The sequence below is a fragment of the Streptomyces sp. CA-249302 genome (genome assembly GCF_050936785.1).
Classification (GTDB): Bacteria; Actinomycetota; Actinomycetes; order Streptomycetales; family Streptomycetaceae; genus Streptomyces.
The window spans coordinates 7,655,369-7,675,719 of the sequence record NZ_JBNJMG010000001.1 but is presented as its reverse complement, the minus strand read 5'-3'; the positions used below and the strand labels follow the sequence as shown (position 1 = coordinate 7,675,719).

At 69.2% G+C, this 20,351-nt stretch carries 17 protein-coding genes; 4 read left to right on the top strand and 13 right to left on the bottom strand.

Annotation, left to right across the window (positions count from 1 at the left end; translation table 11 throughout):
• Positions 1-12: 12 nt before the first annotated feature.
• Positions 13-1,215: a signal recognition particle-docking protein FtsY gene (gene ftsY / locus ACQEWB_RS34920; protein WP_432838171.1), complete on the bottom strand. Its 1,203-nt coding sequence runs from the start codon at positions 1,213-1,215 to the stop codon at positions 13-15.
• Positions 1,216-1,323: 108 nt separating this feature from the next.
• Here ftsY and ACQEWB_RS34915 point away from each other — a divergent pair, with 108 nt between their 5' ends.
• Positions 1,324-2,742 (top strand): cytosine permease, encoded by a 1,419-nt coding sequence (locus tag ACQEWB_RS34915; protein WP_432838169.1) that lies wholly within the window; start codon positions 1,324-1,326, stop codon positions 2,740-2,742.
• Positions 2,743-2,796: 54 nt separating this feature from the next.
• Entirely contained in the window at positions 2,797-3,825 is a 1,029-nt protein-coding gene (locus tag ACQEWB_RS34910) for an LLM class flavin-dependent oxidoreductase (RefSeq protein WP_432838167.1), read from the top strand.
• Positions 3,826-3,903: 78 nt separating this feature from the next.
• Here the strand turns inward: ACQEWB_RS34910 and ACQEWB_RS34905 are convergent, their stop codons facing one another.
• From ACQEWB_RS34905 to ACQEWB_RS34890, 4 genes are all read right to left on the bottom strand, one after another.
• Positions 3,904-5,322 carry a sugar porter family MFS transporter gene (locus tag ACQEWB_RS34905; RefSeq protein ID WP_432838165.1) on the bottom strand — a complete coding sequence of 473 codons (1,419 nt, stop codon included), beginning with the start codon at positions 5,320-5,322 and terminating at the stop codon, positions 3,904-3,906.
• Positions 5,323-5,515: 193 nt separating this feature from the next.
• Entirely contained in the window at positions 5,516-9,139 is a 3,624-nt protein-coding gene (gene smc / locus ACQEWB_RS34900; protein ID WP_432838163.1) for a chromosome segregation protein SMC, read from the bottom strand.
• A 215-nt stretch (positions 9,140-9,354) separates the two neighbouring features.
• A complete protein-coding gene (locus ACQEWB_RS34895; RefSeq protein ID WP_037649730.1) occupies positions 9,355-9,558 on the bottom strand; it encodes a hypothetical protein in 204 nt (67 codons plus the stop codon).
• A gap of 381 nt (positions 9,559-9,939) precedes the next feature.
• Positions 9,940-10,221, bottom strand: coding sequence for an acylphosphatase (locus tag ACQEWB_RS34890; RefSeq protein WP_432838160.1), 282 nt, complete (start codon positions 10,219-10,221; stop codon positions 9,940-9,942).
• A 169-nt stretch (positions 10,222-10,390) separates the two neighbouring features.
• Between ACQEWB_RS34890 and ACQEWB_RS34885 the strand changes: the two genes are divergently transcribed.
• Both ACQEWB_RS34885 and ACQEWB_RS34880 read left to right on the top strand, forming a co-directional pair.
• A complete protein-coding gene (locus tag ACQEWB_RS34885) occupies positions 10,391-11,545 on the top strand; it encodes a CAP domain-containing protein (protein ID WP_432838158.1) in 1,155 nt (384 codons plus the stop codon).
• Positions 11,546-11,624: 79 nt separating this feature from the next.
• Positions 11,625-12,026, top strand: a complete 402-nt coding sequence (locus ACQEWB_RS34880) for a winged helix-turn-helix transcriptional regulator (RefSeq protein WP_432838156.1) — start codon at positions 11,625-11,627, stop codon at positions 12,024-12,026.
• Here ACQEWB_RS34880 and mutM read toward each other — a convergent pair.
• The 8 genes from mutM to ACQEWB_RS34840 form a co-directional block, all read right to left on the bottom strand.
• Positions 11,999-12,859: a bifunctional DNA-formamidopyrimidine glycosylase/DNA-(apurinic or apyrimidinic site) lyase gene (gene mutM / locus ACQEWB_RS34875; RefSeq protein ID WP_432838154.1), complete on the bottom strand. Its 861-nt coding sequence runs from the start codon at positions 12,857-12,859 to the stop codon at positions 11,999-12,001. The two genes, ACQEWB_RS34880 and mutM, sit on opposite strands and share 28 nt — an antisense overlap.
• A gap of 117 nt (positions 12,860-12,976) precedes the next feature.
• Complete coding sequence (gene rnc / locus ACQEWB_RS34870; protein WP_432838152.1) at positions 12,977-13,828, bottom strand: ribonuclease III; 852 nt, start codon at positions 13,826-13,828, stop codon at positions 12,977-12,979.
• A gap of 7 nt (positions 13,829-13,835) precedes the next feature.
• Positions 13,836-14,009 carry a 50S ribosomal protein L32 gene (gene rpmF / locus ACQEWB_RS34865; protein ID WP_003951102.1) on the bottom strand — a complete coding sequence of 58 codons (174 nt, stop codon included), beginning with the start codon at positions 14,007-14,009 and terminating at the stop codon, positions 13,836-13,838.
• A 2-nt stretch (positions 14,010-14,011) separates the two neighbouring features.
• Positions 14,012-14,662: a YceD family protein gene (locus tag ACQEWB_RS34860; protein WP_432838150.1), complete on the bottom strand. Its 651-nt coding sequence runs from the start codon at positions 14,660-14,662 to the stop codon at positions 14,012-14,014.
• A 134-nt stretch (positions 14,663-14,796) separates the two neighbouring features.
• Positions 14,797-15,855: an ATP synthase F0 subunit B gene (locus ACQEWB_RS34855; protein ID WP_432838148.1), complete on the bottom strand. Its 1,059-nt coding sequence runs from the start codon at positions 15,853-15,855 to the stop codon at positions 14,797-14,799.
• Between the two features lie 75 nt (positions 15,856-15,930).
• The gene (gene coaD, locus ACQEWB_RS34850) at positions 15,931-16,410 is read right to left on the bottom strand and encodes a pantetheine-phosphate adenylyltransferase (RefSeq protein WP_432844179.1); all 480 of its coding nucleotides are present in this window, start codon (positions 16,408-16,410) and stop codon (positions 15,931-15,933) included.
• Positions 16,411-16,436: 26 nt separating this feature from the next.
• Entirely contained in the window at positions 16,437-17,039 is a 603-nt protein-coding gene (gene rsmD / locus ACQEWB_RS34845; protein ID WP_432838146.1) for a 16S rRNA (guanine(966)-N(2))-methyltransferase RsmD, read from the bottom strand.
• A 126-nt stretch (positions 17,040-17,165) separates the two neighbouring features.
• Positions 17,166-20,330 (bottom strand): helicase-related protein, encoded by a 3,165-nt coding sequence (locus ACQEWB_RS34840; RefSeq protein ID WP_432838144.1) that lies wholly within the window; start codon positions 20,328-20,330, stop codon positions 17,166-17,168.
• Positions 20,331-20,351: the final 21 nt, after the last annotated feature.

Genomic DNA, 20,351 nt, shown 5'->3' with positions numbered 1-20,351 from the left:
AGGTGGCAGGGGTCACTCTCCGATAAGTGCATCCACGAACGCCTCCGGCTCGAACGGCGCCAGGTCGTCCGCGCCCTCGCCGAGGCCGATCAGCTTGACGGGCACGCCCAGTTCGCGCTGGACCGCGACCACGATGCCGCCCTTGGCCGTGCCGTCCAGCTTGGTCAGGACGATGCCGGTGATGTCGACGACCTCGGCGAACACCCGGGCCTGCACCAGGCCGTTCTGCCCGGTCGTGGCGTCGAGGACGAGCAGGATCTCGTCCAGCGGGGCCTGCTTCTCCACGACGCGCTTGACCTTGCCGAGCTCGTCCATCAGGCCGGTCTTGGTGTGGAGGCGGCCCGCGGTGTCGATGAGGACGACGTCGGAGCCCAGCTCCTTGCCCTCCTTCACCGCGTCGAAGGCGACGGAGGCGGGGTCGCCGCCCTCGGGCCCGCGCACGGTGTGGGCGCCGACCCGTTCGCCCCAGGTCTGCAGCTGGTCGGCGGCGGCGGCCCGGAAGGTGTCCGCGGCGCCCAGCACGACGCTGTTGCCGTCGGCCACCAGGACCCGGGCGAGCTTGCCGGTGGTGGTGGTCTTGCCGGTGCCGTTGACCCCGACGACCATCACGATGCCGGGCTTGCGGTCCTCGGGCTCGGTCTTCACGGTGCGGTCGACGTCGGTGCCGACCAGCTTGAGGAGCTCCTCCTTCAGGAGGCCGCGCAGTTCCTCGGGGGTGCGGGTGCCCAGCACCTTCACCCGCTCGCGCAGGCCGTCGACGAGCTCCTGGGTCGGGGCCACACCGACGTCGGCGGTGAGCAGGATGTCCTCGATCTCCTCCCAGGTGTCGTCGTCGAGGTGCTCCCGGGACAGGAGCGCGAGCAGCCCCTTGCCGAGCGCGTTCTGGGAGCGGGAGAGGCGGGCACGGAGGCGGACGAGCCGGCCTGCGGTCGGCTCGGGGACCTCGATCTCGGGGACTTCGAGGGCGGGCGGTTCCTCGACGGCCACGGGCGCCGAGCCGTCCGGAAGATCCACCTCCTCTATCGTCCGGCGCGGTTCGTCGCGCGGCGTCTCGGCCTCGTCGCCGACGTGCGGCTCGGCCGGAGGGGCGGTGATGTCGGGCGCGACGGGGGGCGGCGGGGGCAGCGACTTCTTGCGCCGGCTGCCGACGACGAGCCCGCCGAGCGCACCGAGCACGACCACGGCGATGACTACAGCAAGGATGACGGTTTCCATAACCCGTCCAGTATCGGCCATGGCTCTCGGCGAGACCCAGCCTGGACTTTCCCTCAAGAACAAAGGCAAACAAAAGGGATTAGTCGGCCTAAAGTAGGATGGCTCGTCATGAGCGGTCCCGAAACCCACGGCCTGGAGCCGGTCCCCCACTCCGAGCGCACCGCCAGGACCCGCGAACTGTTCCCCACCTGGGTCGCCGCCAACATCAGCGTCCTGCTCCTGACCATGGGAGCGACCCTGTCCGTGTCGTACGGACTCAACCTCTGGCAGGCCCTGGTGGTCGGCATCGCGGCGCCGATCGTCTCGTACGGCCTGGTCGGTCTCGTCGGCATCGCCGGCAAGCGCGGCGGCGCCCCCGGCATGGCCCTGTCCCGTGCGGTCTTCGGCCAGCGGGGCAATCTGCTCCCCGGCGCACTGATCTGGGTCGCCCGCTGGGGCTGGGAGACGATCAACGCGGTGACCGGCGCCTACGCGCTGCTGACCGTCCTCGACATCCTCTTCGGCATCGAGAGCAACACGGCCCTGATCGTGGTCACCCTCCTCCTCTTCGTGATCACGACGTTCGCGATCTCGGGCCTGGGCATCAAGGCCGTGCAGAGGTGCAACACCTGGGCGACGTACCTCTTCGGCGCCTTCTCGCTGCTGGTGCTCGGCTATCTGATCGCCGAGACGGACTGGGACAAGGTCTTCGGGCGGAGCGCCGGACCGACGTCGGCGATGATCACGGGCGTGGGCCTGATCGCGGCGGGCGGTATCAGCTGGGTGCCCTCCGCTCCCGACTTCACGCGCTATCTGCCGGGTTCGGCGTCCTCGGCGGCGATCGTGCGCAACACCGTGGGCGGCGCCGGGATCGTCGTACTGCCGATGGTCCTGATGGGCCTGGTGATGGCCTCGGCGACCCCCGATCTGGCCTCCGCCTCGGATCCGGTGTCCTTCCTCGGCGAGATCCTCCCGCTGTGGCTCGCGGTGCCCTATCTGCTGATCGCCCTCGTCGGCACCCTGCTGATCAACTCGATGTCCATGTACTCGGCGGGCTTCACCGCCCAGACGCTCGGTTTCCGGGTCCCGCGCCACTGGGCGGTCTCGGTCAACGCCGCGATCTCCCTCGTCTTCGGCAGCGTCCTGATGCTCGCCGCGACCGGTTTCATGGGCCCGTTCGTCACCTTCCTCTCGCTGCTCGCGGTGGCGTTCTCGGCCTGGCTCGGCGTCTTCGGCGCGGACATGCTGCGGCGGCCCGGCTACGACGCCGAGGCCCTGCTCGACACCACGGCCACCAGCGCCTACTGGTACCGCGGCGGCTTCAGCCCGGCCGCGGTCACGGCCTGGGCGCTCGGACTCGTGACCGGCCTCCTCTTCACCACCTCCGACTGGTTCACCGGCCCGCTCGCGTCCGGCAACCCGATCGGCGAGTATGGCCTCGGCTGGGTGGCGACGATCGTGGTCTCGGGCGGGTTGTACGCGCTGCTGCCGAAGCCGGCGGTCACCAAGTCCGCACCGGCCGAAGAGCCCGAGAGCATGGCGGTCTGACGGTCCGTCAGCTACCGTCCCCCTTCGCATCCACCACGTGAAGGGGGACTCCCCATGCCCGTCACGGTCGTACGTTTCAACCTCGTCGAACCCGGCGCCACCCCCGCCTCGCTCAGCGCCCGCTACCGGGCCGCCCTGGAGATGGCCGCGTACGCCGACGAGCACGGCGTCACCACCGTGCAGACCGAGGAACACCACGGCGTCGACAACAACTGGCTGCCCTCGCCCTTCGCCTTCGCGGCCGCGGTCTTCGGGGCGACGCAAGGAAATTCAGCGCCGCGTAGCGGCTCGTTGAGGGGTGGTGGTCGCGCGACGGGCGGGCGGATCGCGGTCACGGTCGGCGCGATCATCGGGCCGCTGCACGACCCGCTCCGGCTGGCCGAGGAGATCGCGGTGCTCGACCTGCTGAGCGGCGGGCGGCTGGTGACGGTCGCCGGAATCGGCTACCGGCCCGAGGAGTACGCCCAGTTCGGGGTGGAGTGGAAGCGGCGCGGCAGGCTCCAGGACGAGTTGCTGGAGACGCTGCTGAAGGCCTGGTCCGGCGAGGAGTTCGAGTACCGGGGCCGTACGGTACGGGTCACTCCGCGTCCCTTCACCGAGCCGCACCCCCTGCTCCTGGTCGGCGGCTCCTCGAAGGCCGCCGCCCGCCGGGCCGCCCGCCTCGGCCTCCCCTTCTTCCCCAGCGCGCACCTCCCCGAGCTGGAGGCCTACTACAAGGAACGGCTGGTCGAGTACGGCACCGAGGGCTGGACCATGATGCCGACCGCCGAGACCCCGCTGCTGCACATCGCCGAGGACCCGGACCGGGCCTGGGCCGAGCACGGCGAGCACTTCCTGCACGAGGCCCGGACGTACGCCTCCTGGCAGTCCGGGGACATCACGTCGGCGGTGAAGTCGGCGGCCACGACCGTGGACGAGCTGCGCGCGGAGGGCGTCTACCGGATCCTCACGCCGGAGGAGTGCGCAGAGCAGGGGCTCGACAACCTCGTACTGCATCCGCTGGCCGGTGGGATGCCGGTCGAGGAGGGGTGGCGGAGCCTGCGGCTGTTCTGCGAGGACGTACTGCCCCGGCTCGGGGGGTGAGCCGGGGCAGTACGTCGTGCGGGTACGGGGAGAAGGGCAGCGGGGGTTTGGCCCTTCTCCCCGAGTTCGTGCGGGCGGTCAGCCCATCTCCTCCAGGGACTTGCCCTTGGTCTCCTTCACGAACTTCAGCACGAAGGGAATGGAGAGCGCGGCGAAGACCGTGTAGATCACGTAGGTCGCGGAGAGGTTCCAGTCGGCAAGGGACGGGAAGCTCGCGGTGATGGCCCAGTTGGCGATCCACTGCGCGGAGGCGGCCACGCCCAGGGCGGCGGCGCGGATCCGGTTCGGGAACATCTCGCCGAGCATGACCCAGACGACCACACCCCAGGACAGGGCGAAGAAGAGCACGAAGATATGCGCGGCGATCAGCGCGGTCCAGCCCTGCGCGGCCGGCAGCTTGCCGTCGACCAGGTCGAAGGAGAAGGCCCAGGCCTCCAGGCCGAGGCCGATCACCATGCCGACCGAGCCGATGAGGGCCAGCGGCTTACGGCCGATGCGGTCCACGAAGATCATGGCGATCACGGTGCCGACGATGTTGATGATCGACGTCGTGAAGGAGTAGAAGAACGAGTCCGTCGGGTCGACGCCGACCGACTGCCACAGCGTCGAGGAGTAGTAGAACGCGACGTTGATGCCGACGAACTGCTGGAAGACCGAGAGGCCGATGCCGACCCAGACGATCGGCCTGAAGAAGAAGCCGCCGCCGAGCAGGTCCTTGAACGTGGACTTGTGCTCGCTCTTCATGGCGTGCTCGATCTCGTTCACACGGGCGTCCAGGTCGCCGTGCTCGCCCTCGACCTCGGCGAGGATCTCGCGGGCGCGCTCACGCTTGCCGACGGAGATGAGGAAGCGCGGGGACTCGGGGATGGCGAAAGAGAGCAGGCCGTACAGGATGGCCGGGATCACCATGACGCCGAGCATGACCTGCCAGGCCTCCAGGCCCATCAGCTCGCCGCGCTGGTCACCGCCGGCGGCGTTCAGCAGACCCCAGTTGACCAGCTGCGAGATGGCGATGCCGATGACGATCGCGGCCTGCTGGAAGGAGCCGAGCCGGCCGCGGTAGGCCGGTGGGGCGACCTCGGCGATGTAGGCGGGGCCGATGACGGAGGCCATGCCGATGGCGAAGCCGCCGACGACCCGCCAGAAGGCGAGGTCCCAGAGGGCGAAGGGCAGCGCCGAACCGACGGCGCTGATCGTGAACAGCACGGCGGAGATCTGCATACAGCGGATACGGCCGATGCGGTCGGCTATCCGGCCGGCGGTCGCGGCGCCGATGGCACAGCCGATCAGGGCGATGGCGATGACCTGGGCCAGCGCGGCCGAGCCGATGTCGTAGCGGCCCCGGATGGCCTCGACGGCGCCGTTGATCACGGAACTGTCGTAGCCGAAGAGGAAACCGCCCATCGCGGCCGCCGCCGCGATGAAGATGACGTGCCCGAGATGATCGGGATGAGCCGAACCGGCTCCTGACTGCTGTGCCTGCGCTGTGCTGGTCACGTTCAACTCCTCGGGCCACCGGCAACGCTGCCGGGTGGGGGACCCTTCGAGATAGGTGGTATCTGAAGGTAAAAGCAACGTTGCCGAGACTATGCCTTCAAGTTTCGAAGTCAAGAGGATCTGACTGTGACTTTTCAGCGCAGGAGTGACGAGGTTGTGTTCAACTCTTGAATGGATGTTTGAAGAGATGGCCTCAGCGGAGCCGCTGGCTGATGACCTTCGAGACGCCGTCGCCCTGCATGGAGACGCCGTACAGCGCGTCGGCGACCTCCATGGTCCGCTTCTGGTGCGTGATCACGATCAGCTGCGAGGCCTCCTGCAGCTCCTGCATGATCCGGATCAGCCGCTGCAGGTTGGTGTCGTCGAGCGCCGCCTCGACCTCGTCCATGACGTAGAACGGGCTCGGTCGAGCCTTGAAGATCGACACCAGCAACGCTACGGCGGTGAGCGAACGCTCGCCACCGGAGAGCAGGCTGAGCCGCTTGACCTTCTTGCCCGGCGGACGGGCCTCGACGTCGACGCCCGTGGTGAGCATGTTGTCGGGGTCGGTCAGGATGAGCCGCCCCTCGCCGCCCGGGAAGAGTCGGCTGAAGACGCCCTCGAACTCACGGGCGGTGTCCCGGTAGGCCTCGGTGAAGACCTGCTCGACGCGCTCGTCGACCTCCTTGACGACCTGGAGCAGGTCGGCGCGGGTCTTCTTCAGGTCCTCGAGCTGCTCACTGAGGAACTTGTGGCGTTCCTCCAGGGCGGCGAACTCCTCGAGCGCCAGCGGGTTGACCTTGCCGAGCTGCTGGTAGGCCCGCTCGGTCGCCTTGAGCCGCCGCTCCTGCTCGGCCCGGTGGAAGGGCTTCGGCTGGTTGCGCGGGTGCTCCGGATCCTCGGGCAGTTCCTCGCCCTCGGCGGGCGGCGAGGGTGGTACGAGCTGATGCGGGCCGTACTCCTCGACGAGCCCGGCGGGCTCCACGCCCAGCTCCTCCAGCGCCTTGGTCTCCAACTGCTCGATCCGCATGCGCTTCTCGGCGCCGAGGACCTCGCCGCGGTGCACGGAGTCGGTGAGCTTGTCGAGCTCGGACTTGAGGTCACGGCCGGTGTTGCGGGCGGCGGTCAGCTCCTGCTCGCGCAGCGCCTTGGCGGCGTCGGCGGCGGTCCGCTCCTGGTCCGCGCGGGCGACGGAGACCTCGACGTGGGCGAGCAGTTGCCGGGCGCCGGAGGCCACGGCCTCGGCGACGGCGGCCTCGTGGCGCAGCCGGGCCCGGCGCTGCTCGGCACGCGCGCGTGCGTCGCGTTCCGCTCGGGCGGCGCGGTCGAGGGAGTCGGCCCGTCCTGCCAGTCCCTTCACCCGTTCCTCGTGTGTACGGACCTGGAGGCGGGCCTCCATCTCGGTCTGGCGGGCGTTGGCGCCGTCGGCGGCGAGGCGGTCCCGGATCGAGGTGTCCGGTTCCTCCTCCACCGGCATCTCCTCGGCGACGGCGAGGCGTTCGGCGAGTTCCTCCACTTCTTGGAGGGCCTTGTCGAGGGACTCCTGTGCGCGGGACGCTGCCGCGACGGACCGTTCGGCCTCACCTGCGGCGCCTCTCGCCTGGCCGGCCAGCCTGCCGAGTTGCTGTGCCACGGCGGACTTCTCGCGGTCTGCCGCTCGGCGGCGGTCGGCCAGTTCCTCGACTCGGGTGGTGCATTCCTTGCGGTGCTCGCCCGCCGCGTGCTGTGCCTCGGTGAGTTCCTCGCATTTGACGGCGAGTTCTTCGAGTTCCGCGGCGGCTTCGTCCACGGAGGCCTGGACTTCGAGGAGGCTGGGGGCGCCTGCGGAGCCGCCGTGGGCGAAGTGGGCGGCGAGGAGGTCGCCTTCGGCGGTTACGGCGGTGAGGTGGGGGTTTGCGTAGACGAGTTCCTCGGCGTCTTCGAGGGTGGCTACGACGACGATGTCGTGGAGGAGGCGGCGGATGGCTGGCTGCAGGTCGGAGGGGGCGCGGACGAAATCTGCCGCGTGAGGTTGTTCGGCGGCTGCGGGCCCGTCGTGGCTGGTCGCGCCTCGCGGCGGAGCCGCATATTGATGCAGCCCCGCGCCCCTAAGGTTGGCTGCCGTGCCGGCGTCTTCAGGTGCGCCCGCCAACAGCAGCGACGCACGTCCGCCGTCCTGCTTCCGAAGCAGTCGGATGGCGTCGGCCGCCGCCGCCGGAGAAGTGACCGCCAGTGCGTCCGCCGCCGCTCCGAACGCCGCCGCCAGCGCCACCTCGTAACCCGGCGTGATCGTGAGCAGTTCCGCCGCCGGGCCCAGCAGCCCCGTGAGCCGGTCCTTCGCGCCGAGCAGTGCGCCCGTGCCGTCCTTTCGACGCAACCCCAGCGCCAGTGCCTCGTGCCTGGCCTGGGTCGCCGCGCGCTTGCGTTCCGCTGCCGTGGCCGACTCGCGGGCCGCCGACAGGGCCGCTTCCGCCTCCTTCAGTTGCTGCTTGGCCGTCTCGTGCTGGTCGGACAGGGTTTCGTCGCCTGCGTCGAGGGCGTCCACCTCGGCCTTCAGGGCCTCGTACTCCTCCTGGGCCGCGACGGCACGTTCCTGCGCCTCGTCTCTCGCCGATGCCAGGCGGTCGATCTCGGCCTGGGCCGAGGTGGCGCGGGAACGGGCCGCGTTGACCTGGCCGTTCAGGCGGGCGAGGCCCTCTCGCCGGTCGGCGATCGCGCGGGCCACGTCCTTCAGGCGGCGTTCCTCCTGGGTGAGTTCGCGCTCCAGCTCGGCGCGGTGGGCGACCGTGTCCTCCAGGGCGTGCTCGGCCGCTTCGAGGGCCGCTTCGAGCTCGGCCTCCTGCTCCCGGATGCGGGCGGCCTCGCGCTCCATGTCCTCGGGGTCGCGGCCCCGGCGTTCCTCGGGCGGGACCGAGGTCGCGCTCTTCACGCGGGCGTCGGCGAGTGAAATCGTGCCGCGGACGCGTTCGGCGAGCTGGGAGAGCTCGTACCAGGTCTGCTGGGCTCGCTGGAGGCGCGGGGTGAGCTGCCGTACCTCGTCCTCCAGGAGTGCCTCGCGCTGGAGGGCCTTCTTCAGCTCCTGCTCGGCGGTCTCCTTGCGCTCCTTGAGGGCTGCCTCGTCCGCGACCTCGGTCTGCAGTGCCTGACGCAGTCGTACGAGATCGTCCGCGAGGAGGCGGAGGCGGGCGTCGCGGAGGTCGGCCTGGATGACGGCGGCCCTGCGGGCGACGGCGGCCTGACGGCCCAGGGGCTTGAGCTGGCGCCGGAGTTCGTCGGTGAGGTCCTGCACGCGCGCGAGGTTGGCCTGCATCGCGTCGAGCTTGCGGAGGGCCTTCTCCTTGCGCTTGCGGTGCTTGAGGACGCCGGCCGCCTCTTCGATGAAGGCGCGGCGGCCCATCGGGTCGGCGTGCAGGACGGAGTCCAGTTGGCCCTGGCCGACGATGACGTGCATCTCGCGGCCGATGCCGGAGTCGGAGAGGAGTTCCTGGATGTCCAGGAGACGGCAGGTGTCGCCGTTGATCTGGTACTCGCTGCCGCCGTTGCGGAACATGATCCGCGTGATGGTGACCTCGGCGTACTCGATGGGGAGCGCCCCGTCGGAGTTGTCGATGGTCAGGGACACCTCGGCGCGGCCCAGCGGGGGACGCCCGGTGGTGCCGGCGAAGATGACGTCCTCCATCTTGCCGCCGCGCAGCGACTTGGCACCCTGCTCGCCCATGACCCAGGACAGCGCGTCCACGACATTGGACTTGCCCGAGCCGTTCGGTCCCACGACACACGTGATGCCCGGCTCGAACCGGAGCGTGGTCGCCGAGGCGAACGACTTGAACCCGCGGAGGGTCAGGGCCTTGAGGTGCACGCCGCTGGACTCTACCTTCCGGGGGTGTCTCACTCCATGAACCCGCGGTTTCACCCATGAACGTGCAGGGCACACCAGACGTTAAAGAGAGTGGGAGAGTACGCGGGGGAAAGAAAGAAGGGACGCCGGAGCGTCCCTTGCAAACTCTGGAACTCTGACAACTTAGCGGTTGACACGGGCAGCCCAACCACTGCTGTCGTTGTTCGATGCAGTGATCAGGTGAGCGCAGGCTCCGCCTGGTGTGCGTCGATGCTCTCCAGAAGCGAGTCATGAGAAGCGGCAGCCGCGAGCGCGTCGTTCTCGGCCTGGATCCGTACAAGCTCGGATTCCAGATCCTGTACGCGCTGCTGGAGCCGTCGCATCTCGGCGATGAGTCGCGGGTCAGAGCCGCCGACGTAACCGAGAAGCGCCTTTGCCATGATGGATGGTCCTCCACACTGAGTGACCGACCGAAGCGGTGTGGGTCGTGAGGGAATCGCACCCGCGATGCTTGGCACTGTTGAGTTTGTGCTGCCGTTCATCCATGCCAAACAGCTAAGGTGCGCGGGGCTTTCAGCGTCTCACCAAAAAGTTTGACGGTCAACACGATCACGCCCTGTATTGGCGGGCAACCCGGGGGTGCGCGGCCTGAAACCGGCGGCGCTACGGCTCCTGCGGGGCCCTGAGGGCGTGACGATCATTCTTACGTGCGGAGCCTGCCAGAGCCAGGGGTTCTTGGCAACCACCAGGCCCTTTCTGCTCCGGGCAACTGCCGGTGGCAGGTCCCTCCGCTTCCGCCTGGGTCGCTTTACAGAAACCGCTCAGCGGATGGCGAAGCCGTCGTAACCCCCACGAGGTGTGTCCCAGATCTCGGTGACACCGTCCACGCGCCCGGGCGTGTCGTCACCCTCAAGCCAGTCCAGAAGACCTTCACACCGCTCCCGCGGGCCCTCCGCAACCACCTGGACCCGTCCGTCCCCCAAATTGAGAGCAAAACCACTAAGGCTCCCCAGCTCCAACGCCTTGGCACGCGTGAACCAGCGGAAACCCACACCTTGGACGCGTCCCCGCACCCAGGCGACCAGTCGCACATCCTCGCTCATGGGTGCAACCTAACCGGCCAATGTCTCTCGTGACACTCCTTCCTCTGGCGCCATGCGGTACCGTCCCCACCCAATGAATCTCATATGAAACTCACTCGATCGAGTGAGGTGCATCACCCGCAAGATCGATATGAGATGCGCTGATCGCAAGGACGAGAAAGGCAAGGACATGGGACGCCACCGACGCTCCGCCGCCGGCCGCGCCGCCACGGGCCGCGCCACGGGGGTAACAGGAACGGACGGCTCGTACACGAGCGGCTACGACCCCCGGTACCACTCGCCCAGCTACGACTACAGCTACGACCCGCCCGAGGCGTTCGCGGGCGACGAGCGGAACACCCTGGGCACCGCCCCCTATCTGAACACCGGCGAGAATGTGCAGCCGCCCGTCGAGCACGAGCGGTCCGCCGCCGAGCACGAGCGGGCCTCGGCGCGCAGTGCCGCCTACCTGTTCGCCACCGAGGACGACTACACGACCGTCTTCCCGGAGCACGGGCTCGGGCCGGACAAGGGCCGGCGCGGTGGTTCGCGCCGACGCAAGAAGAAGGTCGTCACGCCGGTGAAGACCGGGCTGCTCGGGGTCTCGGCGGCCGTCGCCATCGGCACGGTCGCGGTGGCCACGGGTGCGGTTCCGGGCCTGGAGAACTACAAGCTCGGCGGCGGTGGCAACGACAAGGTGCAGGCCGCGAGCACGCCGACCAACTCGGCCGCCGAGCAGGGCGGCACCTCGGGCAGCGTCGACGGCCGCGACCAGGGCTCCTCCACGAGCCGCGACGCCGACCGTACGGCCTCGCCCTCGCCGAGCGTGTCCGCGTCGGCCGCGCCGACCACCGAGGCTCCGACGAAGAAGCCGAAGGCGACGCCCAGCAAGACGCCGGCGACGACGCCCTCGCAGAAGGAGACCGCCCCGCCGAAGGCGACCACCGCCCCGGTGACCGTCTCCGCGGAGGCCGCCGCCGAGGCGGAGGTCCTCAAGCTGGTCAACGAGGAGCGGGCCAAGGCCGGGTGCAGCCCGGTCGCCGCCAACAGCGCGCTGTCCGACCTCGCGGAGAAGTTCAGCGACGCGATGGCCGCGCAGGGCTTCTTCGACCACACCGACCCCAGCGGGGCCACCCCGTGGGACCGGGCCGCGACGCTCGGCATCACCAACCTGGGCGGCGAGAACATCGCCCGGGGGCAGGCCGACGCGGCCGCGGTGATGGAGGCCTGGATGAACAGCGAGGGCCACCGCGCGAACATCCTGAACTGCGACTTCAAGACCCTCGGGGTCGGCGTGCACTTCGGGTCGGGCGGCCCGTGGTGGACGCAGGACTTCGGCTACTGACACTCCCGACCGACAGGTTGCGCTAACTCCTGGTTAGTGCAACCTGTCGGTTAGCGCTGCCTTCGCGTACGCTGGGCCCATGGACATCACACAGGAGCGCTCGGAGGTGCAGGACCTCCCCTTCAACGTGTTCGCCAAGGCCTGCCCCTCGCGCGGCACCCTGGAGCACGTCACGGGCCGCTGGGGCGCGCTGACGCTCGGCGCCCTGCACGAGGGGTCGCTGCGCTTCAACGAGCTGCGCCGCCGCGTCGACGGCGTGAGCGAGAAGATGCTGTCCCAGACGCTGCACGCGCTGGAGCGCGACGGCCTGGTGCACCGCGAGGCCCAGCCGACCAACCCGCCCCGCGTGGACTACGAACTGACCCCGCTCGGCCGCGAGGTCGCCGAGCGGCTCCTCGGCCTCATCCACCTGCTCGAGGGCCGCATGGACGACGTCCTCACCGCCCGACTGCGTTACGACGAGACGCGCGGCGGCCTCTGACACTTCGGGCAGAAGTAGCTGGACCGGTTCATCCAGGGGCGTCGGCGCATCGGTGTACCGCACCTCCTGCACGGCAGGCCCTCGCGGCCGTACGCGTCCAGCGACCGGTCGAAGTAGCCCGACTCACCGTTCACGTTGACGTAGAGGCTGTCGAAGCTGGTGCCGCCGACGGACAGTGCCGCGTTCATCACATCCCTTACGTGGCCCAGGAGTTCGGCCGTGCGCGGGCGGGTGAAGCCGGCCGTGGGGCGCTCGTAGTGGACGCGGGCGCGCCAAAGGGCCTCGTCCGCATAGATGTTGCCGACACCGCTGATCAACGACTGGTCCAGCAGGGCCCGTTTGATGGTCGTGCGCTTGCGGCGCAGCGCCGCGTGGAAGGCCTCGTCGTCGAACAGCGGGTCGAGGGGGTCGCGGGCGATGTGCGCGATGACGTCGGGCAGGCCCTCGGGGGTGTTGTCGTGCAACGACAGTCCGCCGAAGGTGCGTTGGTCGACGAAGCGGAGCTCGGTCGCGAGGGTGTCGGCGAAGCGGACGCGGATGCGCAGGTGCTTCTCGTCGGGTGCCGCGTTCGGCTGGACCAGCAGCTGGCCGCTCATGCCGAGGTGCGCCAGGACCGACTGGTGGGTGTCCTCCAGGGGCAGCCACAGGTACTTGCCGCGCCGACTGGGCACGCCGACGCGATGCCCCTTGAGCCGGTGCGCGAAGTCGTCGGCCCCGGCGATGTGCCGGCGCACGGCGCGCGGGTGCAGCACCTCGGCGTCGGCGACGACCCGGTGGGCGACCCACCGCTCCAGGCCACGCCGGACGACCTCGACCTCGGGCAACTCGGGCATCACAACCCCCGTACCAGACACTGTGGATGAACCGAGCGCCCGCTCCGGGACCGGGGCGGGCGCTGGGGTGCGCTGTTCTTCAGGGACGGAGGACTCCGCCGTGCGGCGGAGAACCCGTCAGGCAGAGACGGAGGTGGGGCCGTCGCCGTGGTCGGCGACCTGCTCGGCTGCGGACTTCTCGGCCGCCGCCTTCTGGGCCCGCTCGTCCGCCGCGGCCCGGATGGACCGCCAGGCGGACTCGGCGGCCTGCTGCTCCGCCTCCTTCTTGCTGCGGCCGGTGCCGGTGCCGTACGAGACGCCTCCGACGCGGGCGGCAGCAGTGAAGGTCTTCTCGTGGTCGGGGCCGGTCTCCGTGACGAGGTACTCGGGAACGCCGAGGCTCTCGGTCGCGGTGAGCTCCTGGAGACTGGTCTTCCAGTCCAGGCCGGCTCCGAGGTTCGAGGACTTCTCGATGAGCGGGTCGAACAGGCGGTGCACCAGTTCGGAGGCCGCGTCGAGGCCCTGATCGAGATAGACCGCGCCGATCACCGCTTCAAGGGTGTCGGCGAGGATGGACGCCTTGTCCCGGCCGCCCGTGCCCTCTTCACCCCGGCCGAGCCGGATGAAGGAGCCCAGGTCGAGCCCTCGGCTGACCTCCGCCAGCGCACGCGAGTTGACCACCGCGGCCCGCAACTTGGCCAGCTGGCCTTCGGGCAGGTCGGGGTGGGTGGTGTACAGCGTGTCCGTGACGACCAGGCCGAGCACGGAGTCCCCGAGGAACTCCAGCCGCTCGTTGGTCGGCAGACCGCCGTTCTCGTACGCGTACGAACGGTGGGTCAGCGCACGCACCAGAAGGGCGGACTCGAGTTTGTACCCGAGCCGCCCTTCCAGAAGCGTGTGGGACGAGGCCGTGTTGTCCGCTTTCTTCTTCGCGGATGGGTCCGCCTTGGCGTCATCCGCCTTCTTGGCAGTGGACACGGTGCCTCTCACCAGCCGCTCAGACCTCGAGGACCTGGCGCTTGTTGTAAGTGCCGCAAGACGGGCACGCGATGTGCTGCTGCTTGGGCTCGTGGCAGCGCTCGCACGCAACCAGGGTGGGGACCGCAGCCTTCCACTGCGACCGGCGGTGGCGCGTGTTGCTGCGCGACATCTTCCGCTTCGGAACAGCCACGGCTACTTCTCCTGCTTCTCGTCGACGCCCGCTTCCGCGTCAGCGCCGCTCATCTCGTCCTTCTCGCCATCTTCGAGTGAACCGGCGAGTCCCTGCAGTGCCGCCCAACGGATGTCGACGGCGTCGTGGTGGTGGTCCGGGGCGTCCGCCAGCCGGGCTCCGCACTCGGAGCACAGGCCGGGGCAGTCGTCCTGGCACACCGGCTGCATCGGCAGTGCGAGCACCACCGCATCACGCAGCACGGGCTCGAGGTCGAACAGGCCGTCCTCGATGAAGAGCCTGTCCTCGTCTTCCTCGGCGTCGTCGGCCGGCTCCGCTTTCACGCGGCCCCGGTCGTCGGCGTCAGGGTACGAGAACATCTCCTGGAATTCCGCTTCGACGTCCAGCTGAAGCGGCTCCAGACACCTTACGCACTCCCCCTCGGCCTGTGCACGGGCGGTGCCTGTGACAAGCACCCCTTCCATGACCGACTCGAGCCGGAGCGCGAGCTCCACCGGAGCGCCTTCCGGCACTCCGACGACCCCCTGGATACCGAGATCCTTGGGAGCATCGATCGTGCGGGACAGCCGCTGGAGCGCACCGGGACGCCGGCCCAGCTCGTGAGTGTCGAACACGAGGGGGTTGCGGTGGTCGAGGCGAGCGTTGGGAGCCATCCTGCTTTCGTTCTTCTGAGCTCAGAGGGACGCCGCCCCTGTGGTGTTTCCCGGGCAGCGTTGATCGCGGACGTACGCGCGACCGAAGAGCCAGGATACTGGACCTTTCGCTCACGGCCCAATCCGGTGGTTCCTTACTGGCCGCGACCTTGCTCGTAGGCCCTCAGCTGCTCCGGCGTGATCATGCCGGTGTCGAAGAGGCTGGTCTCGTCGAGAGCGTACGACTGCTGCGGCTGGTGCTGCGCCTGGTTCGGGTCGTAGACAGGCTGCTGACCGGTGTCGTAGCCCTGGTAGGCGTAGGGATCGGCCTGCTGCTGGTAGCCGTAGGCGTCCTGCTGGCCGTAGCCCTGCTGCTGGTACTGGCCGGCGTAGGGGTCGGCCTGCTGCTGGTAGCCGTAGACCGGCTCCGGCTGGGCGTAGTCCTGCTGCTGGACGGGCTGCTGCTGTTGCTGCTGCTCGGCCGCGTTCTCGCGCTCCGAGAGAGCGGCGAGGTCGGCCAGGTAGTCGGCGTCGCTGGAGTGCTGGAAGGACGTCTGATCGTCGGCGAGGGCGCTCAGGTCGTCGGTGGCGATACGGCCGTGCAGCTTCTGCCGGCCGCGGCCGACCGCCTCCAGGGTCTTGGCGAGCACCGCCTCGAAGGCGCCGAGCTTGACGTCGACGTAGGCGTCGGCGTCCTTGCGCAGGGTCTCCGGGTCGTGGCTGCGCTCGGGGGCGTCCTCGTCCTCGTAACCCTGCTCGTCCAGGCCCGGGCCGGTGCCGAGGAGCTTCTCGCGGCCGCGGCCGACCGAGCCGAGGGTCTTGGTGAGGACGACCTCGAAGTTGGCGAGCTTGGAGTCGACGTAGTCGTCGGCCTCGGCGCGGACCTCCTCGGCCTCCTGGCGGGCCTCGGTGAGGATCCGGTCGGCCTCGGCCTGGGAGCGGCGGGCGACCTCGGTGTCGGAGATCAGCGAGCCGCGCTCCTGGTGCGCCTGCCCGATGATCCGGTCGGCCTCCTGGCGGGCCTGCTCGACCATCTCCTCGCGGCCGCCGATCAGCTCCTGGGCCTGCGCCAGGGAGTCGGGCAGGGCCGCGCGCACCTCTTCGAGCATCGCGAGCAGTTCCGCGCGGTTGACCACGCACGACGCCGACATGGGCATCGACCGGGCGCTGGAGACCGCCGCGACGATCTCGTCGAGCTTCTTCTGCACGTCCACCGTGTGCTCGCCACTCTCTACCGATGTGTTGGAGACGGACGGGACGACTGTAGCCCCATCGGTCCCCGCGCCTCATCAGTCCTTGCGCAGACGCTCGTTGAGGGCCTCCAGGACCAGCGGCGGCACCAGGTGGGAGACGTCTCCGCCCCAGGTCGCGACCTCCTTGACGAGCGAGGAGGACAGGAAGCTGTAGGTCGGGTTGGTCGGCACGAAGAGGGTCTCCACGCCGGACAGGCCGTTGTTCATCTGGGCCATCTGCAGCTCGTAGTCGAAGTCGCTGACCGCGCGCAGGCCCTTGACGATCGCGGGGATGTCCCGTTGCTTGCAGAAGTCGACGAGGAGGCCGTGGAAGGCTTCGACCTTCACGTTGCCGTATTCGGCGGTGACAGTGCGGATCAGGTCGATCCGCTCCTCGATCTCGAACAGGCCCTTCTTCGACTGGTTGATCATCACCGCGACATAGACCTCGTCGTACAGACGGGAGGCGCGGGAAATGATGTCGAGGTGTCCGTTGGTGATCGGGTCGAACGACCCGGGACAGACGGCACGGCGCACTTGAGGTCCCTCGCTCTCCGGTCCGGTCATCGTGCGTCTTCGCACGTAGAGGCGTCATCGCCCGTGGCGGCGCGACCGTACCAAAACGTTCCCTCGCCGTAGCGACGGGCCTTGACCGCGTCGAATCCCGGTGGCCAGGCGAATTCGCCGCCTCTTGTGCTGCGCTCCACGGTGACGAGGGCCTCCGGTGCGAGCCAGTGTTCGGTGCGGAGTGTGAGCAGAATCTCGCGAAGATCGTGATCTGTCACACGGTATGGGGGGTCCAGGAAGACGAGGTCGTACGGCTGTGCCGGCGGGCCCGACTGGATGATCTGCTCGGCCTTTCCCGCGCGTACCTCGGCGCCGGGGAGGCCGATGTTCCTGACGTTCTCCCGGATGGTGCGGGCTGCTCTGGCGTCGGCTTCGACCAGGAGGGTGTGGCTCGCGCCTCGGGAGAGGGCCTCCAGGCCTACGGCGCCTGATCCCGCGTAGAGGTCGAGGACTCGTTCGCCCGCCAAGGGGCCACCGAGGAGGGACTGCCAGGTGGAGAAGAGACCTTCGCGTGCGCGGTCGGAGGTGGGGCGGGTGCCGTTGCCTGGCGGCACGGCGAGACGACGTCCGCCGGCCGTGCCGGCGATCACGCGGGTCATCTTCGGTCCTTGGTAGGGGGTGGCTGTGCAATCAGTTTGGCAGCTGGTTCGTCGTGGTTGCTCGCGCTCGCGCGGCGGTAGCCGCATATTCAATACAGACCCGCGCGCCTGACGGGGCGCTTCGCCTCAGCCCTTTTCCAAGTACTGCTCCCTTTCCTCGTCCAAGAGGGCGTCCAGGGCTGTGCGCAGGCCCGGAAGCGCCGTCAGCTCCGGATCCGCCTCCACCACCGCCGTCGCCTCCTCCCTCGCTTCCGCGATGACGTCCTCGTCCTCGATGACCGCCAGGACGCGGAGGCTGGTGCGGGCGCCGGACTGGGCCTGGCCGAGGACGTCGCCTTCTCGGCGTTGTTCGAGGTCGATGCGGGAGAGTTCGAAGCCGTCGAGGGTGGAGGCGACCGCGTTGAGGCGCTGGCGGGCGGCGCTCGCCTCCGGCATCTCGCTGACCAGGAGGCAGAGACCGGCGGCCGAGCCACGGCCCACTCGGCCGCGCAGCTGGTGGAGCTGGGAGACGCCGAAGCGGTCGGCGTCCATGATCACCATGGCGGTGGCGTTGGGGACGTTCACGCCGACCTCGATGACCGTCGTGGCGACCAGGACGTCGGTGTCGCCGGCGGCGAAGCGGCGCATGACCGCGTCCTTGTCGTCGGGGTGCATACGGCCGTGCAGGACCTCGACGCGGAGGCCCTGGAGGGGGCCGCCCGCCAGTTGGTCGGCGATTTCGAGGACGGCGAGCGGGGGGCGCTTCTCCGCCTCGTCCTCCGGCGACTTCTTCTTGGCGGACTTCTTCGGGTCGTCCTCCTCGTCACCGATGCGGGGGCAGACGACGTACGCCTGATGGCCGTTCTCGACCTCCTCGCGGACCCGCTCCCAGGCGCGGGCCAGGAAGTGCGGCTTGTCGGCGGCCGGGACGACATGGGTGGCGATGGGCGAGCGGCCGGCGGGGAGTTGGTCGAGGACCGAGGTCTCCAGGTCGCCGAAGACGGTCATGGCGACCGTACGGGGGATCGGGGTGGCCGTCATGACCAGGAGGTGCGGGGGCTGTTTGCCCTTGCCGCGCAGGGCGTCGCGCTGCTCGACGCCGAAGCGGTGCTGTTCGTCGACGACGACGAGTCCGAGGTCGTGGAACTGGACCTTGTCCTCGATCAACGCATGCGTGCCGATGACGATCCCGGCCTCACCGGTGACCAGGTCGAGCAGGGCCTGCCGGCGAGCGGCAGCGCCCATGGAGCCGGTCAGCAGCACCACCTTGGTGGCGTGCTCGGTCCCGCCCAGCATCCCGCCCTCGGCCAGGTCACCCATCATCTCGACGACGGAGCGGTGGTGCTGCTGGGCGAGCACCTCGGTGGGCGCGAGCATGGCGGCCTGGCCGCCTGCGTCGACGGTGGCCAGCATGGCTCGTAGGGCCACCATGGTGTTGTGGGTGACCGTGAAATTGTCGGTCACGTACGCGTGGCTCGGGTGGGCGACGCTGATGCACTGGACGGGCTTTCGGCCCACGTACTCGACGGCCCGAATTCCGCGTCGGAAGGTGTCGTACTTCGGCCTGGGGCGCACCCGATCCGCCTTACGGGTCAGCCGGAACGGCAGATACTCGTCGGGCAGAGCCACCGAGACGTCGAAAGCCGCTCGCTTCGGCAGTACGCGCGCACGGCCGCCCAGGGAACGCACGATCCAGGCCACATCGTCGGCAAGCCTGCGCGAAGCGGAACAGAGCGAGATGCTCAAGCCGTCCGCTTGGATGGTGCCGTCTGCGTCCATGAGGCCCTGCAACAGGGCCAGGCGGTTCTTGACCGAAGTGTTCTTGAACTCGTCCGGCACGAATGTGCCGTGCGATGTCACACCCCACAGATGCAGGTCCCGCAGGGTCTGAACGATGGGATTGTGAGCGCCAGGTGCCACCGCGGCTGCCACGGCATCGCGGATCTCGTCGTCGCTGGTGGACAGACGCAGGTTGTGGCGGAACGAACCGTCCCCCAGCAGGAGACCCAACAGGTACGGATCCAGCGGCAGGCCGGAGTCGAGTCCGAGATCCACAGGCGCTGCCGCTGGGATGTACCACTTCGATGATCCATTGGCCTCGAACGTGTCGAGGCGGATCTCGCGCGTCGTCATGACCTTCGGAGCCTGGCCCCGATGCCACGCACAGCTCGTGCCGACGATCCAGAGGTGTTCGTCGTCGCACTCCACGGAACTTCCGTCGGACAGGACCAACCGCCAGACGTCCCGCTCTCCCTGCGGGAAGACGCCGTCGATCAACGCGATCTCGCCCTCGGGCACGACCACCTCGTCCCCCACGCTCAGGTCTCCCATCCGACGGAAACCCGCGGGTGTGAGCACGAGCGAGTCGAGGGGCTGCGCTTTGCCCGATCCGACCTCTCCCTGGAGCAGTCGGTGCATCGGGTGTTCCGTCGCCAGGTCGTCGAAGATTTCCTTCGAGACCTTTTGCTGGCCTTCCGTGAGGGTGAAGGGGAGGCGGTCGTCGAAGGCTGTGAGGAGGCCTTCGGGCTTGGGTTTGCGGGCCACCGCGGGGAGTTGGGCGTCGGCGTGGCGGCGGCGGGCCAGGGCCACTTGGAGGACGAAGGCCTCGTCCCATTTGAGGCGGGAGCGGGCGTCCTCGATGTCGGCCTTGGTGTGCGGGCGGTGGATCTTGAGGAGGGCCTCGGGGAGGGTGACCAGGCCGCGGCCCTCGCGGAGGGCGGGCGGGAGGGGGTCGACGGCCTCCTGGGCGGTGGGGAGGACCGTCTGGAGCGCCTTGCCGATCTTCCAGGACTCCAGCTTGGCGGTGGCCGGGTAGATGGGGATCAGGGCGCCGGCCCAGGTCTCGACCGTTTCGTCCGTGTCGCCCCGTAGCAACTCGTAGGCGGGGTGCGCCAGTTGGAGGCGGCGGTTGAAGGCGGAGACCTTGCCCGCGAACATCGCGCGTGTGCCCGGCAGGAGTTCCTTGTGCGGCTTGTGGACGCCGTTGCCGAAGAAGACCAGTTGGAGGCGGCCGCTGCCGTCCGTGATCGTGACCTCCAGGCGCTGGCCCTTGCCGCGGGGGGCCTTGGTGGAGGCGAAGGTGTGCAGGCGGGCGTCGGCGACCATCGCGACCACCGTGACGTGCTCGTCCATGGGGAGGTCGGCGAGGTGGGTGAGCTGGCCGCGCTCCTCGTATCTGCGCGGGTAGTGGTGCAGGAGGTCGCCGACGGTGTGCAGGCCGAGGTGCTCGGCCATCACCTTCGCGGTGGGTGGTCCGAGCACCGCCTTCAGCGGTTGGCGCAGTGGTTCTTCCAGTCCGGGCACGAGATCCATTGCACACCACGCCACTGACAT

What these genes read in the sequence shown, in the direction of transcription:
- ACQEWB_RS34880 (WP_432838156.1), top strand. Translation starts at nt 11,625, where the DNA reads ATGGACATCACACAGGAGCGCTCGGAGGTGCAGGACCTCCCCTTCAAC.
- ACQEWB_RS34910 (WP_432838167.1), top strand. Translation starts at nt 2,797, where the DNA reads ATGCCCGTCACGGTCGTACGTTTCAACCTCGTCGAACCCGGCGCCACC.
- mutM (WP_432838154.1), bottom strand. Translation starts at nt 12,859, where the DNA reads ATGCCCGAGTTGCCCGAGGTCGAGGTCGTCCGGCGTGGCCTGGAGCGG.
- ACQEWB_RS34885 (WP_432838158.1), top strand. Translation starts at nt 10,391, where the DNA reads ATGGGACGCCACCGACGCTCCGCCGCCGGCCGCGCCGCCACGGGCCGC.
- ACQEWB_RS34895 (WP_037649730.1), bottom strand. Translation starts at nt 9,558, where the DNA reads ATGGCAAAGGCGCTTCTCGGTTACGTCGGCGGCTCTGACCCGCGACTC.
- rsmD (WP_432838146.1), bottom strand. Translation starts at nt 17,039, where the DNA reads ATGACCCGCGTGATCGCCGGCACGGCCGGCGGACGTCGTCTCGCCGTG.
- ACQEWB_RS34860 (WP_432838150.1), bottom strand. Translation starts at nt 14,662, where the DNA reads ATGGCTCCCAACGCTCGCCTCGACCACCGCAACCCCCTCGTGTTCGAC.
- ACQEWB_RS34890 (WP_432838160.1), bottom strand. Translation starts at nt 10,221, where the DNA reads ATGAGCGAGGATGTGCGACTGGTCGCCTGGGTGCGGGGACGCGTCCAA.
- ftsY (WP_432838171.1), bottom strand. Translation starts at nt 1,215, where the DNA reads ATGGAAACCGTCATCCTTGCTGTAGTCATCGCCGTGGTCGTGCTCGGT.
- ACQEWB_RS34915 (WP_432838169.1), top strand. Translation starts at nt 1,324, where the DNA reads ATGAGCGGTCCCGAAACCCACGGCCTGGAGCCGGTCCCCCACTCCGAG.
- ACQEWB_RS34840 (WP_432838144.1), bottom strand. Translation starts at nt 20,330, where the DNA reads ATGGATCTCGTGCCCGGACTGGAAGAACCACTGCGCCAACCGCTGAAG.